This is a genomic window from Roseovarius arcticus (assembly GCF_006125015.1).
GTDB lineage: Bacteria > Pseudomonadota > Alphaproteobacteria > Rhodobacterales > Rhodobacteraceae > Roseovarius > Roseovarius arcticus.
Genome location: NZ_SZZN01000001.1, coordinates 1,508,122 through 1,523,262 on the forward strand (window position 1 = coordinate 1,508,122; position 15,141 = coordinate 1,523,262).

13 protein-coding genes are annotated in these 15,141 nt (G+C 60.7%); 11 read left to right on the top strand and 2 right to left on the bottom strand.

All coding sequences use genetic code 11. The features are described 5' to 3' along the window. Nucleotides 1–159: 159 nt before the first annotated feature. From MK6180000_RS07090 to MK6180000_RS07125, 8 genes are all read left to right on the top strand, one after another. Nucleotides 160–708 (top strand): TRAP transporter small permease, encoded by a 549-nt coding sequence (locus tag MK6180000_RS07090; protein ID WP_138934099.1) that lies wholly within the window; start codon nt 160–162, stop codon nt 706–708. Next, nucleotides 708–2,024, top strand: a complete 1,317-nt coding sequence (locus MK6180000_RS07095) for a TRAP transporter large permease (RefSeq protein WP_138934100.1) — start codon at nt 708–710, stop codon at nt 2,022–2,024. The genes MK6180000_RS07090 and MK6180000_RS07095 overlap by 1 nt, the downstream gene beginning before the upstream one ends. Next, nucleotides 2,021–3,316: a malonyl-CoA decarboxylase gene (locus MK6180000_RS07100; protein ID WP_138934101.1), complete on the top strand. Its 1,296-nt coding sequence runs from the start codon at nt 2,021–2,023 to the stop codon at nt 3,314–3,316. Before MK6180000_RS07095 ends, MK6180000_RS07100 begins: the two co-directional genes overlap by 4 nt. A 3-nt stretch (nt 3,317–3,319) precedes the next feature. Next, a complete protein-coding gene (locus MK6180000_RS07105) occupies nt 3,320–4,837 on the top strand; it encodes a malonate--CoA ligase (RefSeq protein WP_138934102.1) in 1,518 nt (505 codons plus the stop codon). Nucleotides 4,838–4,979: 142 nt separating this feature from the next. Next, on the top strand, nt 4,980–5,531 hold the full coding sequence (locus MK6180000_RS07110) for a 3-hydroxyanthranilate 3,4-dioxygenase (RefSeq protein ID WP_138934103.1): 552 nt from the start codon (nt 4,980–4,982) through the stop codon (nt 5,529–5,531). A gap of 59 nt (nt 5,532–5,590) precedes the next feature. Next, nucleotides 5,591–6,583 (top strand): TRAP transporter substrate-binding protein, encoded by a 993-nt coding sequence (locus MK6180000_RS07115; protein ID WP_138934104.1) that lies wholly within the window; start codon nt 5,591–5,593, stop codon nt 6,581–6,583. 69 nt (nt 6,584–6,652) lie between these two features. Then, nucleotides 6,653–7,189, top strand: coding sequence for a TRAP transporter small permease (locus tag MK6180000_RS07120; RefSeq protein WP_138934105.1), 537 nt, complete (start codon nt 6,653–6,655; stop codon nt 7,187–7,189). Next, nucleotides 7,186–8,448: a TRAP transporter large permease gene (locus MK6180000_RS07125; protein ID WP_138934106.1), complete on the top strand. Its 1,263-nt coding sequence runs from the start codon at nt 7,186–7,188 to the stop codon at nt 8,446–8,448. The genes MK6180000_RS07120 and MK6180000_RS07125 overlap by 4 nt, the downstream gene beginning before the upstream one ends. Here MK6180000_RS07125 and MK6180000_RS07130 read toward each other — a convergent pair. Both MK6180000_RS07130 and MK6180000_RS07135 read right to left on the bottom strand, forming a co-directional pair. Then, nucleotides 8,412–9,380 (bottom strand): LysR family transcriptional regulator, encoded by a 969-nt coding sequence (locus MK6180000_RS07130; protein WP_342777707.1) that lies wholly within the window; start codon nt 9,378–9,380, stop codon nt 8,412–8,414. The two genes, MK6180000_RS07125 and MK6180000_RS07130, sit on opposite strands and share 37 nt — an antisense overlap. Before the next feature lie 4 nt (nt 9,381–9,384). Then, the gene (locus MK6180000_RS07135; RefSeq protein ID WP_138934108.1) at nt 9,385–10,173 is read right to left on the bottom strand and encodes an aspartate dehydrogenase; all 789 of its coding nucleotides are present in this window, start codon (nt 10,171–10,173) and stop codon (nt 9,385–9,387) included. A gap of 120 nt (nt 10,174–10,293) precedes the next feature. Here MK6180000_RS07135 and MK6180000_RS07140 point away from each other — a divergent pair, with 120 nt between their 5' ends. The 3 genes from MK6180000_RS07140 to MK6180000_RS07150 all read left to right on the top strand — a co-directional run bounded on the left by MK6180000_RS07140 (nt 10,294) and on the right by MK6180000_RS07150 (nt 14,936). After that, the gene (locus tag MK6180000_RS07140) at nt 10,294–12,426 is read left to right on the top strand and encodes a xanthine dehydrogenase family protein molybdopterin-binding subunit (protein WP_138934109.1); all 2,133 of its coding nucleotides are present in this window, start codon (nt 10,294–10,296) and stop codon (nt 12,424–12,426) included. Next, nucleotides 12,423–13,376 (top strand): dihydrodipicolinate synthase family protein, encoded by a 954-nt coding sequence (locus tag MK6180000_RS07145; protein ID WP_138934110.1) that lies wholly within the window; start codon nt 12,423–12,425, stop codon nt 13,374–13,376. Before MK6180000_RS07140 ends, MK6180000_RS07145 begins: the two co-directional genes overlap by 4 nt. Nucleotides 13,377–13,571: 195 nt before the next feature. Next, complete coding sequence (locus MK6180000_RS07150; protein ID WP_138934111.1) at nt 13,572–14,936, top strand: ISNCY family transposase; 1,365 nt, start codon at nt 13,572–13,574, stop codon at nt 14,934–14,936. Nucleotides 14,937–15,141 lie beyond the last annotated feature (205 nt).

Here is a 15,141-nt window from a genome sequence, read left to right on the forward strand (position 1 = left end):
GGGCAGGGGCATGATTGCCCCTGCCTAACACGCAATCTTAGCCAGACGGATAATTGCCCGCCGATAGGCGAAGGCGCTCGTTCGGCTGCATTGCCGCTGTTCGGACTATGACACCCCGCATATCCTAGCAACTTTAGACAACATTCAAGGGAGCGCGACATGGCCGGACAAGTAACGCACCGCGTTGCCAGAACAGGCGACAACACATTTCTCAAGGTGGTTGCCGCCCTCTCAAACGTCGCAGGGTGGATATCGGCTGCAATGATCGTCGTTGCAGTTGGTATCACCTGCCAGATGATCTTTGTCCGCGCCGTCCTGAACCAGTCGACCATTTGGCAAACCGAGATGGTCGTCTATCTGATGATCGCCGCCACCCTGATCGGCCTACCATATGTGCAACGCCTGCGCGGGCATGTGAATGTTGATCTGATCCCCATATCTTTGCCGCCGCGTGCGCGGTTTATCCTCGCTTGTTTCACCCTCAGCCTCAGCGCCGCAGTCGTCGCCGTGATGCTCTATTACGGCTATGACTACTGGCATTTCGCGTGGGAGCGCGGCTGGCGATCTGACACAATCTGGGGCGTGCGGCTGTGGATTCCCTACATGTCGCTGCCTATCGGCTTTGGCCTCTTGCTGCTGCAACTTATCGCAGACCTCGTCGCCCTGATCCTCCGGATCGAGGCACCATTCGGATTGGAGGATACCTGATGGACCCGCTGACGCTGGGCGCGCTTGTCGCGATTTGCACCATTGCAGTGCTGTTCTCTGGGGTGTCCGTTGCCCTTGGGCTGCTGATCGTCTCGGGCGGCTTTCTGGTCGCGTTTGACGGGATGCGCTCATTGGAGCTGATGCCTGAAATCTTCTTTAGCAAGCTTGATAGCTTTGCCCTGCTTAGCATTCCGATGTTTATCATCATGGGCGCATCAATTGCATCCACACGGGCGGGCGCGGACCTTTATGAGGCGCTGGAGCGGTGGCTAACCCGCATCCCCGGCGGTCTGGTGATCTCAAACCTTGGCGCTTGCGCACTCTTTGCCGCCATGTCCGGCTCCAGCCCTGCGACCTGCGCGGCGATTGGCAAGATGGGCATCCCCGAGATGCGCAAGCGCGGCTATCCCGACGGTGTGGCCGCAGGCAGCATCGCGGCGGGCGGCACGCTGGGCATCCTTATCCCGCCGTCCGTCACCATGATCGTCTACGGCATCGCGACCGAAACCTCGATCGGGCGCCTGTTCTTGGCCGGCGTGATTCCGGGGTTGCTGCTGGTCACACTCTTCATGGCATGGTCGCTCTATTCCACTTGGAAATCGGGCAATGCTGAGGTGCTCACCGCTGGCAGCTACACGTGGAAGCAGAAGTTTGAAATCCTGCCGCGCGTGATCCCCTTTCTCATCATCATTCTTGGCGTGCTTTATGCTATGTATGGCGGTATCGCGACTCCGTCCGAAACGGCGGCTGTCGGTGCGTTGCTGTGTATCGTCATCGCCATGCTTATCTACAAACTATGGAGCCCTGTCGGCCTATGGCTGATCCTGCGCGACTCGACGCGCGAGTCTGTGATGATCCTCTTTATCATCGCCGCCGCAGGCGTATTTTCCTACATGCTCAGCAGTCTGTTCATTACGCAGTCCATCGCGGAATGGATCGGCACACTGGACGTGAACCGGTGGGTTTTGATGGGCGCGATCAACCTCTTCTTGCTGGTTGCGGGCTTCTTTTTGCCGCCCGTCGCCGTGATCTTGATGGCAGCCCCGATCCTTATGCCGATTATCACCATTGCGGGGTTCGATCCGATCTGGTTCGCGGTGGTCCTGACTATCAACATGGAAATCGGTCTGATCAGCCCGCCCGTTGGCCTGAACCTATATGTCATCAACGGCATTGCGCCCGACATCTCGCTCAAGACGATCCTTATGGGCTCGCTGCCGTTCGTGGGCTGCATGGTGCTGGCCATCATCCTTCTGTGCGTGTTCCCCAGCCTTGCTACTTGGCTGCCTGACTATGTGATGGGCACCGCGATATGACCGTCCTCAGCGATCTTCTGGCCTCGGTTTTTGAGCGGGGCGCAAACGCGGCCAAGCGCGGCGACTGGAGCCGCAGGCCGGTCAAGGAACTGGCAGACGCTCTGGTCAGCGCCCAAGGAGAAATTTCCGGATCGCTGCTGGCCGAGCAGATATTGGCGCGGTACCGGGCCGAGGATGATGCGGCAAAGCTGGCGTTCTTCCATCACCTTGCGGGCGCGATGAATGTTGACCCTGCCGCCGCGCGCAGCGCTCTTGATGCCTACGAATCCACGCCGTCGCGCGCCAGCTACCGCGCGTTCCTGACCGCGACCGAGCCACCGAGGCAGGAGCTAATTCGCCGCCTCAATCGGATGCCGGGCGCGACCGGCGCATTGGTTGAAATGCGTGCCGACCTCTTGCGTCTGGGCCGCGGCGAGCCCGAGCTGGAGGCGCTGGATCTGGATTTTCGCCACCTGTTTGCGTCGTGGTTCAATCGCGGCTTTCTGGTGCTGCGCCGCATCACTTGGGATACGCCCGCTAACATTCTGGAGAAAATCATCGCCTATGAGGCGGTTCATGCCATCGACAGCTGGGATGATCTGCGCCGCAGGGTGCAACCCGAGGACAGGCGCTGTTTCGCATTTTTCCACCCTGCTATGCCGGACGAGCCGCTGATATTCGTCGAGGTCGCGCTGACGCGCGGTATTCCCGGCGCGGTGCAGCCACTGCTCGTGGAGGGGCGCGAAGCGTTGAGCGCAAGTGCCGCCGATACTGCCGTCTTCTATTCCATTTCGAACTGCCAGTCGGGGCTTGCCGGCATGTCATTCGGGAATTCGTTGATCAAGCAGGTCGCCGGTGATCTATCGGGCGAGTTGCCAAACATCGCGCGCTTTGTCACGCTGTCGCCCGTTCCCGGCCTGATGAATTGGATAAAGTCCGAGGGAATTGATGCGAAGGCCACCGATTTGCCCGGCCTCGCGGCGCATTACTTGCTGAACGCCAAAGGGCGCGGCACTGCACCGCTGGACCCGGTTGCGCGGTTTCATCTGGGCAACGGGGCGATCATTCATGCCTTGCACGCCGATGCCGATCTGTCCGACAAGGGCCGCGCGCAGTCGGGCGGCGTTATGGTTAACTACCTCTATGATCTGCGCCGTACGGCCGAACGGCATGAGGCATTTGCAGATAGCGGGGCCATCGCCGCGACGAGCGGCGTGAAGTCACTTGCCGCAAGTGGTGAGAAAACGCTGGCCGCTAGCAAGGAAAAAAGTACCGAAAATCCTACCCCGACCAAGACGGCCAAAGGAACCTGAGCCATGGCAAACCCCCTTTATGACACGCTGCTTGGCCGCCACGCAGGCAAGGATACGACGTTCCTGATCCTGCCGGACGGCGCCCGCATCACACATGCGGAATTCCTCGTCACCGCCGCACGCATAGCCGGGTACCTGACGTCGCTGGGGCTGTCGCCGGGCGACCGCCTTGCCGCGCAGGTGGCCAAATCACCCGAGGCGCTTGCCCTCTATGCGGCGTGCGTACAGGCGGGCGTGATTTTTCTGCCGCTGAATAGCGCCTACACGGCTAGCGAAGTCACGTATTTCGTCGAAGATTCGGGCGCCGCGCTGGTCGTATGCGACAGCGCCGTATCTGCGGATCTCGCACCAATTGCTGAAAAACTTGGCGCGCAACTGGCCACGCTGAATGCGGACGGGACCGGGACGCTGATGGACGGGGCTGCAGGGCAGGGCAGCGCGTATCCGACCGTGGACCGCAGCGAGGACGATCTGGCCGCGCTTCTATACACGTCCGGCACGACGGGCCGGTCAAAGGGCGCGATGCTGAGCCAGAAAAACCTGCTGAGCAACACAGAAGTCCTGTCGGATGAGTGGCGGTTTACGGACAACGACGTGCTGATCCACTGCCTCCCGATTTTTCACACCCACGGCCTGTTTGTAGCGACGAACACAACGCTTTTGGCGGGCGGCGCAATGATCTTTTTGCCGAAATTCGATGTGGACGCTGTGTTGCACCACTTGCCCAATGCGACTTCGATGATGGGCGTGCCGACGTTTTACACCCGGCTGCTTGATGATCCGCGTTTTGACCGTAACGCGGCGCAGCATATGCGCCTCTTCACCTCTGGCAGCGCGCCTTTGCTGGCCGAGACGCATGAAAAGTTCAGCGCGCGCACAGGCCACGCGATCCTTGAGCGGTATGGCATGACCGAGACGAATATGAACACGTCGAACCCCTATGATGGCGACCGCCGTGCCGGGACTGTCGGATTTCCGCTGCCCGGCGTCGAATTGAAAGTGACTGATCCGGCCACCGGCGCAGACCTGCCCCAAGGCGAGGTTGGCCAGCTAGAGGTGCGCGGTGACAACGTCTTTCTGGGGTACTGGCAGATGCCGGAAAAAACCGCAGAGGAGTTGCGCAGCAATGGCTTCTTTATCACTGGCGATCTGGGAAAGATCGACGACGACGGTTATGTCCACATCGTTGGGCGCGGCAAGGACCTGATCATCTCGGGCGGCTATAACATCTACCCCAAAGAGATAGAGTTGGTGCTGGACGAGCAGCCCGGCGTGCTGGAAAGCGCCGTGATCGGCGTTCCACATCCAGATTTTGGTGAAACGGTCGTGGGCGTTCTGGTGGCGGAGCCCGGCCAGACGCCGGACGCGGACGCCATCATGGCCGCAGCCGCCACGGCGTTGGCGCGTTTCAAGCATCCTCGCAAGCTGATCGTGCTGGACGAATTGCCGCGTAATACGATGGGCAAAGTGCAAAAGAATATTCTGCGCGAGCGATATGGCAATCTGTTCAAGGACGGCTGACACGCTTGCGCTGCGCTGCGCTATGGTGAAAACTCAAATCAGCGCGGCTATCACAAACCGTGATAGCGGATTTCGCCATGCCTGATTGCGCGGATAGCCGGGCAGGGCAGACAGTGGCGCCAAGCCAAACCGAGGAGCGATCATGGGCAGACTGGCAGCGTTCAACTTTCACAAGTGGATTGCAGAGCATCAACACCTGCTAAAGCCCCCCGTTGGCAATAAAAAGGTGTTCGAGGATGCCGATCTGATGGTCACCGTCGTCGGCGGCCCGAACAAGCGTACCGACTATCACGATGATCCGGTCGAGGAATTCTTTTACCAGCTTAAGGGCGATATGCTGCTGAAGCTAAAGGATGGCGATGATTTCTACGACGTGCCCATCCGCGAAGGCGACGTGTTCCTTTTGCCGCCGCATGTGCGCCATTCGCCCCAGCGCCCGCAGGAGGGCAGCGTCGGTCTGGTGATTGAGCCAAAGCGCCAGACCGGCGAACTGGACGCCGTGGAATGGTACTGCTTTGACTGCGATGCGCTGGTCCACCGCGCCGAAATGCAGCTGAAATCCATTGTCGATGATCTGCCGCCTGTCTATGAAGGATTCTATGCCTCGACCGAGGCGCGCACCTGCCCAGATTGCGGCACCGTCCATCCGGGCAAGGAGCCGCCCGAGGGATGGGTGAAACTGGACCCCGCATAACGACAAGCGCCCCGCAAGAGCGGCGCGATACCAACAATCACCGGAGGAGACACCCTAGAATGACATTCCTATCCAAACTGCTCGCCACACTCGCAGCCTCGATTGCGTCCGCCACGATGTTGCTGGCCAGCGCCGCCACAGCGCATGAGCTGCGCCTGGGGCTGATTACCCCGCCAAACCACATCTGGACAAAGGCCGCCGAGGATTTTGGCGCCGATCTGGCCGAGGCGACGGACGGCGCGCATACCGTCACCGTCTTTCCCGCGCAGCAGCTGGGCAGCGAAGCCGAGATGATGCAGCAGCTGCAAACCGGCGCGCTGGACATGGCGTTCCTGACCGTGGCCGAAGTATCGAACCGCGTGCCCGATTTTGGTGCCTTCTATGCGCCCTACCTCGCAAATGACATCGGCCATGCTGGCCGCATTCTGCAATCTGATCTGGCCGCCCGCATGCTAGAGGATCTGCCTGCCAAGGCCGGCGTCGTCGGAATCGGCTACGGCATGGCCGGCCTGCGCCAGATAGTCTCCAAGGGCGAGGTTCAGACCGCCGCTGACCTCAAGGGCAAGAAGCTGCGCATCACACCGTTCAAGCCTATCCTTGATTTCTACAACCTTCTTGGCGCCGCGCCGACGCCCATGCCACTGCCCGCGGTTTATGACGCGCTGGCCAATGGTCAGGTTAACGCCATCGACATGGACGCCGAACTGATATGGAAGCTGAAATACTTCGAGCAGGCCGATACGGTCATCGTGTCCAACCACATGATGTTCCCGATGGTCGGCCTCGTATCGGCCAAGGTCTGGAAGGACATGTCGGAGGAGGACCGCGCGACCATCACCGAGCTGATGAAAAAGCGCTTGGATGAATGCATCGCGACCTACATCGTCAAGGATCAGGAGTGGCTGGATGAGGTGCGCGGAACCGACACCGCGTTCATCGACGTCGGCCCCGAATTCTTTGGCGATGTGCCCGCCGAGTGGGACAAAATCTGGTCCGAGCAATCGGGCGTTCTGGGCGAGATGCGCGACGCCGCAGCGGCCTCGGCTGAGTAATCCATTACGATGATGATCATGCTGGCCGCGCGGGCGAACGCGCGGCCAGCTTTTTAGTGCGGGGGCAGAGTGCTGCACAAGGTTTCACATGGTTGGGCGCGGCTTGAGATGGCAGTCGCCGCTATTCTGGCGGTGGCGATCACGTGCCTTGTGCTGCTCAACGTCGTGACCCGCGCGATGAGTGCGTCGATCTTTTGGGTCGATGAGGCCGCGATCATGGCGATGACGTGGATGACATTCCTCGCTGCGTCTGCCGCTGTACATTTTGGCCACTCTGTCAGTGTGACGCTCTTTACTGACATGTTGCCATCGGGCGCCGCCCACGCTGCGCGGCGGGCAGTCGATGTCATCGTCCTGACCTTTGCCGCGCTGATGCTATGGTTCTGTTGGCGTTGGTTCCTGCCTCTGGACCTTTTGCGCGCTGGTCTCGATACCACGGCGTTCCAAGGCGAGACCTTCAATTTCATCTATGCGGAGCCGACCCTGACGCTGGGCATCCGTAAATTCTGGCTATGGCTGATCATGCCGATCTTTGCGCTTGGTCTGACGCTGCACGCCATTGCCAACATTGCGCGGCCATGGACACCGGGCAGGGTACTGCCATGACGGCGCTGCTGTTTCTGTTGCTGCTTTTCGGCGCGGTTCCGATCTCGATCGTGCTGGCGATGACGGCGATGAGCTATATCTGGCAGTCAGATAACACCGTCCTTTTTGACAGCTTTGCCCAGCAAATGTTTGCGGGCACCGAAAATTACGGCCTGCTTGCCATCCCGCTCTTTATGCTAACCGGCGAATTGATGAACGAGGGCGGCATGACCAAGCGGCTGATCAACGCCGCGCGCGTTCTGGTCGGTGGATTTCGCGGCGGGCTGGTCTGGATCAACCTTCTGGCCAACATGTTCATGGCTGCGATCATCGGCTCTGCCGTCAGCCAGATCGCGGTAATGAGCCGCGCGATGGTGCCTGCGATGGAAAAGGAGGGCTATGACCGGGGTTTTGCCGCCGCCACCACGGCGGCGGGCGGCCTGCTGGCCCCGGTTATTCCACCCTCGATGCTCTTTGTGATCTATGGCGTTCTGGCGCAGATCCCCATCGGTGATATGTTTCTGGCGGGCATTATCCCCGGTCTGTTGATGGCTGTTAGCTTCTTTGTGGTCGTCACGCTGATCGGCCTTGCCGCCAATTTCCCCAAGGGGCAATGGATGAGCGCCGGGGACGCGGGCCGTGCCTTGCTGGCCTGCCTGCCGGCCGCGTTGATCCCAATCGCGATCATCGGCGGCATCGTCATGGGCATCGCCACCCCGACCGAGAGCGCAGCGGTCGCATCGCTGATCGCCTTCCTCATCGGTTGGCTGGTCTACCGCGAGTTGAAGCCGTCACATCTGGCCGCGCTGTTCCTGCGTACGGCGCAAAACGCGTCGATGGTGATCTTTATGGTCGCCGCCGCCAACGTCTTTGGCTGGGTCGTGATCTATGAGGCGATACCGCAGAAACTGGCCGCGCTGATTACGTCAATGACGTCCGATCCGTTCGTCTTCCTGCTAATAGTCATGGGCGCGCTCTTGCTCGTCGGGATGCTAATCGATGGGATCGCGGCGCTGATCCTCGTCACGCCGATCCTTTTGCCCATCGCGACTGGCGACTACGGCATAAGCCCGTTCCAATTCGGCGTGGTCATCAGCATCAATCTGGCGCTGGGGCTGCTGACGCCGCCGGTGGGCGTCGGTCTGTATATCGCCGCCTCGATGAGCGATGTGAAGGCAACGGCGATCTTTGCCGCGCTCTGGCCATTCTTGATCGCGGTTTTGTTGGTGCTGCTGGCCGTTTGCTACTTTCCGTCTCTGTCGCTGATACTGCTGGGTTGAAGGATGTTTGCGGCCTCCTCCAGCGCCTCCAGCAACGCTGAGGCGGCGGGGGTTAGCGACGTGGCGCTGCGAAATGATGCGCCCAACGGGCCATCGCCAAAGGGCAGGGACAGCCTCAATTCAGCAAGCGCGCTGCCTGTGCCTAGCCCAGCCGCCTCTGCTGGCATGGCGCAGATCATATCGCTGGCCGCCAGCAGGCCGCGATTGGTGACATAGCTGACCGATTCGACCAGCGTCGGCGGCACATACTGCCCTTCCGCGACAAAGAATTGATCTATCTGGCGGCGTAGCGTGGTATCGGGCGGCGGCAATATCCAACCATAGCAGCGCAGATCGTCAAACCCGAGGCTGCGCCCCAGCAACGGATGACCCGCACGCACGACCAGCGCGATGCGCCCCTGCATCAGGCGCCGCTGCTCCAAATCCGAACGATGGCGAAGGACGGGTAGGCGGCCCACCACCAGATCCAGCTCGCCCGCGCGAAGTCGGGGCATCAGCACCTCGTTGGTGCCCTCGACCACCTTGATGGCAAGGCGCGGGCGCTGCAACAGCACTGCGTTGATCGCCATGGGGAGCAGCCCGCCAGAGGCCGCAAGTAGCGTGCCGACCACGATCCGCCCCGCATTTCCGCCTGCCAGATCCTCCATCTCCTGCGCGGTGGTGCCTATCTGCGAGAATATCAGTTGCCCGCCCCGGATTAGCGCCTCGCCGAACACGGTCGGGACGACGCCCCGGTTGGTGCGGTCGAACAACAAAACGTCAAAGTCGATTTCCAGATCCTTGATCATCTTGGTCGCGGCGGGCTGTGAAAGGTTCAGCTCACGCGCGGCGTGCAAGATGCTGCCGTGGCGCGCCACCGCAATCAGCAGGCGCAGCTGCCGCAGCTTGAGCCGGCCAATAACGCGGGCCATGATCTGGGCGTGGCTGGGCATGATCCTAAAGCCGCATCCACGCGGTCTGGTTTCTCACCGCGCGCACCGCACTCATCGCCGCAAGGGCCGAAGATTTGGGATTATCGGGTAGCGCGTTGCCGGAAATGATAAAATCTAGTCGGCCGAAAGCGCCTTGCGCCTCGATCCGGTGGATGTTCTGCGCTGCCGCCGGATCGGCAATCAGGCACACCTCGGTCGCGTCAAATCCGATCCCGGCCAGCGCGACGGCGGCGGCGACATTGGCGTTCTTGGGATAGCTCAACGCTGCCTGCCGGGCCGTGCCGGTGAAATGCGCGGTAGCCTCTGTCAGGCTCGCCAGTTCCAGCACCTCCTCAGCCGGTGATCCGGCCCAGCCTGCGGGCGGTTTGGTCCCAGTATAGCAAACATGGTCGAGGCCACCGATCGCCGCCGCCGCCAGCGCGTCCAGCGCGCCGATCGCGCCTGACGCCAGATGCAGGGTGGTGCCGCCAGCCTCTGCGCCCTGCTTCAATGCCTCTTTCAGCATATCGTTCGCTAACGCGCCCAGAGACAACGTAATCACGTCACAGCCCGCGCCCAGCAGCGCAGCACCATTTGCAGATAGGCCCGCGTGTCCCGCGCAATCGACAACCAGCCGCGCATGACGTGCCATCTCGCGCGCCTCTGTGACAGGCACGAGGCCCAAAGCAGCTTGCGCCGCAGCTTCGCGGCCGGGTCGGGCCAACACGGCGCTGGCTGGCGTTCCGCCCATCGCCAGCGCCTGCGCCACGTAACGCGCAATCGCGCCATGCCCGATGATACCAATGCCCGTCATGGTCGTCCTCCGCCGGAATTCTGCCCCCCGGTTTAGAGTAAGCATCAGGCCCGTGCTATCTGTTTTCGTGATACCAATCGTGACAGCCGCTATTTGCACCCTTTCGCGACGCGGCGCATCATGCGCCATGACTTTGATATGCAGGCATCACGCGCTATGACACCCGGTGTTCGGCCACAAGATAATCACACGCTTTTGCGCGGGGCGGGTCAGTATTGCGATGATATCGTTCTACCCGGCGCGCTGCGGGCCGTCTTCCTGCGCAGCGACGTGGCTGCGGGTGCGATTTCTGGTTTGGATATCACGGACGCTGGCAACCAGCCCGGAGTGCGGGCCATTCACACCGGCGCGGACGTGGCCCATCTGGGCCCGTTACCTGTAAATAAGGTGATGCCGCTGGAACTCGCGGTTCCTTATGCGGTCCTTGCCCAAGGGCATGTGACTGCGGTTGGCCAGCCTATCGCGGCCATCTTGGCGGCCAGCCGGAGCGAGGCGCTGGACGCGCTGGATTGCATCGTGCTCGACATTGAGACGGTGGACCTTCCGGCGCCGTCGCTTATCGCGCAGCGCGAGTGGCGCGCAGGTGACCCGGACGGCGCGCTGCGAACGGCGGCGCATATAGTTGAGGCGACCGTCCAGCACGCGCGCCTTGCGCCATGTGCCATGGAGCCGCGCGGCATTGCCGTGCGGCCTGAGGCAGGCGGCGGCGTGACGATCTGGCATTCGACCCAAACACCGCACCGCACACGTAGCCATCTGGCGCAAATTCTAGGGATAGACACGGGCCTTATTCGCGTAATCGCGCCTAATGTTGGCGGCGCATTCGGGATGAAAGCGTCGCTTTACCCTGAGGAGGTGTATTGCGTCTGGGCGGCGATGCAACTGGGCGCACCTGTCAGGTGGGCCGCATCGCGCAGCGAGGATTTCCTGTCAGCGACGCATGGCCGGGGCATCAGCGCCAAGGGCACTTTGGCGATGGACGCCGGTGGCCGTTTCACCGCGATGACGGCAGATGTTGTTGCGCCCGTGGGTGGCTGGCTTTCCAACAGCGCGCTAATTCCGGCGTGGAACGCGGCGCGCATCCTGCCGGGGCCGTACGTGATCGACGATGTCAATATCACCGCCGCCGTACAGATCGAACATCGCGCGCCAACCGGGATTTATCGCGGGGCAGGGCGCCCCGAGGCGGCAGCCCTGACCGAGCGGCTGGTGGATAAGGCAGCGCGCATCGCCAACCTCGATCCGTTCGAAATTCGTCTGCGAAACGTGCCAGCCAAAGACGCGCTTCCCCGCCAGACAGCGACGGGCCAGATTCTGGACAGTGGCGACTACGCAGGCGCGCTGCACCTGCTGCGAAAGGCATCGCGCTATGAAACGCGTGTGGCCGACATCGCCCGGCGACGTGACGCGGGCGAGCTGGTCGGCCTCGGCCTTGCCGTCTTTCTAGAGCCGTCGGGCGAGGGGTGGGAAAGCGCGCGCGTGACATGGGGGGCAGATGGCCGCGTTCGCGTCGACAGCGGAACCTCAGCCCAGGGACAGGCTCGCGCCCGAAGCTATGCAGCTATCGCGGCGCAGGCGTTGCAAGTGGCGCCTCAGGACATCGACGTACGCCACGGCGACACCGAAACCTGCCCCGAGGGGATAGGTGCCGTCGCCTCGCGCAGCACGGCTATCGGCGGTAGCGCTGTGCTTGAGGCATGCCAGCGCCTGCGCGAGGCGCGCTGTGCGGGCGCGAACCTGCCTCTGAGCGAAGAGGTCCGTTACACGGCGCAAGGGCAGGCTTGGGGCTATGGCGCTTACTTGGTGCAGCTGTCCATCGACGCAGATACCGGCGCGCCGCATATCGAGGCGGTGATATGCGTGGATGATGCGGGCCGGATCATCGACGCGCAGGCGGTGGCCGATCAGATCACCGGCGGCCTTGCCCAAGGAGTCGGCGAGGCGCTGATGGAGGCGATCCACTATGACGCCGACGGCCAATTGCTGACCGCATCGTTCATGGATTATGCCTTGCCGCGTGCCGATGATATGCCACAGATAAGCCTGCACGAGATGCAGACGCCCAGCCCGGTCAACCCCTTGGGCGCCAAGGGCGTGGGCGAGGCAGGCACCATCGGCGCACCTGCCGCCATATTGAACGCCGCCATAGACGCGCTTGCGCCCCTAGGCGTCACCGATTTGCAAATGCCGCTCACCTCCCAGACCCTCTGGCAGGCGATGAGCGAGGCGAAAACCCGAAAGGCCGCGACATGAACTACTCAAAACTCGACGCCAAAGATTATGCCCGCGAGCATATGCGCGGCATTTGGGCCGCCGCTCTGAATCCGTTTTGTCCTGATGGCACCTTTGACGAGGTCGGGCTAAGGCAAAACATTAGACATTGGGTAGATGACCTTGATATAAAGGGTCTTTTCATCGCTGGAAAGCAGGGAGAATTCTTCTCTATGTCGCTGGAGGAGCGCAAGCGCAACTTTGAGGTAGCTGTCGATGAATGTAGCGGACGCGCGGGCACGATCATGTCGGCGTCGGATCAGAACTTCGACACTGTGCTTAGTTTGGCCCGTCATGCGCAGGATTGCGGCGCCGATTATATCGTCGTCCATGCACCGATGTTGCATTTCGTGACGGACCACGATGAGTTAGTTTACAACTATTACAAAACGATATGCGACGAAGTTGATATTGGCATCGCAATGTGGAGCCATCCCGACAGTGGATACCTCATGTCGCCAGAGTTGTGCGCACGCATCGCAGACCTGCCTAATATCGTCGCGATTAAGTACTCTGTCCCGCGCGAGATGTATGTCCGACTGAGCCATATGGTCGGCGATAAAATCCACGTCTCGACCGCGTCAGAGGTTGAGTGGCTCGACAATGTAGAAGAGCTCGGCTGGAAGCTGTACCTATGCTCGTCGCCGCCATATCTGCTGCAATCGAAGGTGGACAGGAGGATGCACGACTACACACAACTGGCCTTTGCGGGGGACTTTGCAGCAGCGCGCCGCGTGCGCGACAGTCTTGACCCGGTGCGCAACGCATTTAGACTGACCAAACCGGGCGGAAAGCCGCAGGCGCATGCCAAGTACTGGCAAGAGCTGCTGGGGCAAGTTGGCGGCCCGGTACGTGCGCCGATGCTTCAACTGACGGACGCTGAAAAGGCAAAGACGTATGAGGCATTCGAGGGTTGCGGGCTCAAGATCTGATCGCCAACGATGAACGGAAAAGGCGCGCTGATCGATGAATGTCGACCATCAGTCATATCAGATTAGCAAACTTGCATTGTTTACATAATACTGATTATGCGAAAATCCGATGTACGCGCAAAGTTAGAATGTCCCACATCTGCAAAGTAGAAATGTCACACTTCCCTGTTGATCAAGCAGGATTGGAGTGTGGCCGTGGGGTTGGTGATCATGAGCGAACGCGAACTAAACCGGATCGAAGTGCTGAGCCAAGTGACACAAGGCCGGATGACGGCTGTCACGGCTGCCAACGTATTGGGGCTGAGCCGCAGGCAGGTTCATCGGTTGCTGAAGATATTTCAGTCGGATGGCGCGGCAGCGATCCGGCATAAGGCGCGTGGTCGCAGATCCAACAATTGGATCGACCCTGCGGTGCGTGAGTTTGCGGTGACGTTGGTCCGAGAGAAGTACAGCGATTTTGGGCCGACATTCGCCGCTGAGAAGCTGGCTGAAGACCACGATTTGAAAGTATCGCGTGAGACGCTGCGTAAATGGATGAAAGACGCTGGAATTTGGCTCAGTCGTAAACAACGCCGCACATTTCACCAGCCGCGGCTGCGTCGGGAATGCCTTGGAGAGTTGATCCAGATTGATGGCTCGGATCATCACTGGTTTGAAGACCGTGGTCCGGCCTGCACTCTGTTGGTGTTCATCGATGACGCGACCAGCACCCTGATGCAGGTGCGGTTCGTTACTTCCGAGAGCACGTTCAGCTACTTTGAGGCGCTGGATCTATACTTGGCAGCGCATGGTCGGCCGGTTGCGTTCTATTCCGACAAGCACACGGTGTTCCGTGTGGCAAATCAATCCGCCAAATCGGGGCACGGCATGACCCAGTTTGGGCGTGCCCTGAATGAGTTAAACATCGAGATTCTTTGCGCAAACAGCTCTCAGGCCAAGGGCCGCGTCGAACGGGCAAACCGCATATTGCAGGATCGTTTGGTCAAAGAACTCAGGCTGGCCGGGATCTCTGACATGGACGCCGCCAATGCGGTCCTCCCCGGCTTCATGGAGCGCTACAACGCCAAGTTTGCGAAGGCCCCACGCCGTGCTGACAATCTGCACAGGCTTATGAACATCGAACCAGATCGCCTGCGCGACGTCTTTTGTTTGCGCGATGAACGCTACGTCGGCAAACAGCTGGCCTTCTCGTTTGAGCGGCAACGGATCATCCTGATTGAGAACGAGATCACGCGGGATCTCGTTGGCAAATACGTCGACAGCTACGCCTTTCCGGATGGTCGCCTTGAGTTTCGCTGGAAGGGTGTCGGACTCCCCTACTCCGTCTTCGACAAGGACCAGCGCGTCACGCACGCTGCGATCACCGAGAACAAACATCTCAGTGCCGTCCTGGAGCACATTAAGGCCGAACAGGACAAGGCACCACCAATGCCGCGCCGCGCTGGCAAGCAGAAAACCCGCTATGAACCAACGGGGCGGCGCAACGATGGCTGGAACTCAAAGCTCGCCCGGCGCGCCAAGGCAAAGCTCGCAGAAACATCACCGCCAGACGCAGGGTGACCCACCCACGCAAGGCTTAACAACCCTGCGATATTTGAGGTCTCCGGGCTGCTAAGCCTTGCTGCCGTCAGCGCCCTTGGTGACATTTCTACTTTGCGCGCCGAGGGACATTTCAACTTGGTTGCAACATCCGATTAATAGGAAAGCCTTTGGGATAAGGCCCCGGCGCGTATCTCCGCCGAGGCCCCTAGCGGCTTTGTCGACG

Excerpts from the sequence above, each read along its gene's own strand:
- MK6180000_RS07090 (WP_138934099.1), top strand. The coding sequence starts at position 160 with ATGGCCGGACAAGTAACGCACCGCGTTGCCAGAACAGGCGACAACACA.
- MK6180000_RS07095 (WP_138934100.1), top strand. The coding sequence starts at position 708 with ATGGACCCGCTGACGCTGGGCGCGCTTGTCGCGATTTGCACCATTGCA.
- MK6180000_RS07100 (WP_138934101.1), top strand. The coding sequence starts at position 2,021 with ATGACCGTCCTCAGCGATCTTCTGGCCTCGGTTTTTGAGCGGGGCGCA.
- MK6180000_RS07105 (WP_138934102.1), top strand. The coding sequence starts at position 3,320 with ATGGCAAACCCCCTTTATGACACGCTGCTTGGCCGCCACGCAGGCAAG.
- MK6180000_RS07110 (WP_138934103.1), top strand. The coding sequence starts at position 4,980 with ATGGGCAGACTGGCAGCGTTCAACTTTCACAAGTGGATTGCAGAGCAT.
- MK6180000_RS07115 (WP_138934104.1), top strand. The coding sequence starts at position 5,591 with ATGACATTCCTATCCAAACTGCTCGCCACACTCGCAGCCTCGATTGCG.
- MK6180000_RS07125 (WP_138934106.1), top strand. The coding sequence starts at position 7,186 with ATGACGGCGCTGCTGTTTCTGTTGCTGCTTTTCGGCGCGGTTCCGATC.
- MK6180000_RS07130 (WP_342777707.1), bottom strand. The coding sequence starts at position 9,380 with ATGCCCAGCCACGCCCAGATCATGGCCCGCGTTATTGGCCGGCTCAAG.
- MK6180000_RS07135 (WP_138934108.1), bottom strand. The coding sequence starts at position 10,173 with ATGACGGGCATTGGTATCATCGGGCATGGCGCGATTGCGCGTTACGTG.
- MK6180000_RS07140 (WP_138934109.1), top strand. The coding sequence starts at position 10,294 with ATGCGCCATGACTTTGATATGCAGGCATCACGCGCTATGACACCCGGT.
- MK6180000_RS07145 (WP_138934110.1), top strand. The coding sequence starts at position 12,423 with ATGAACTACTCAAAACTCGACGCCAAAGATTATGCCCGCGAGCATATG.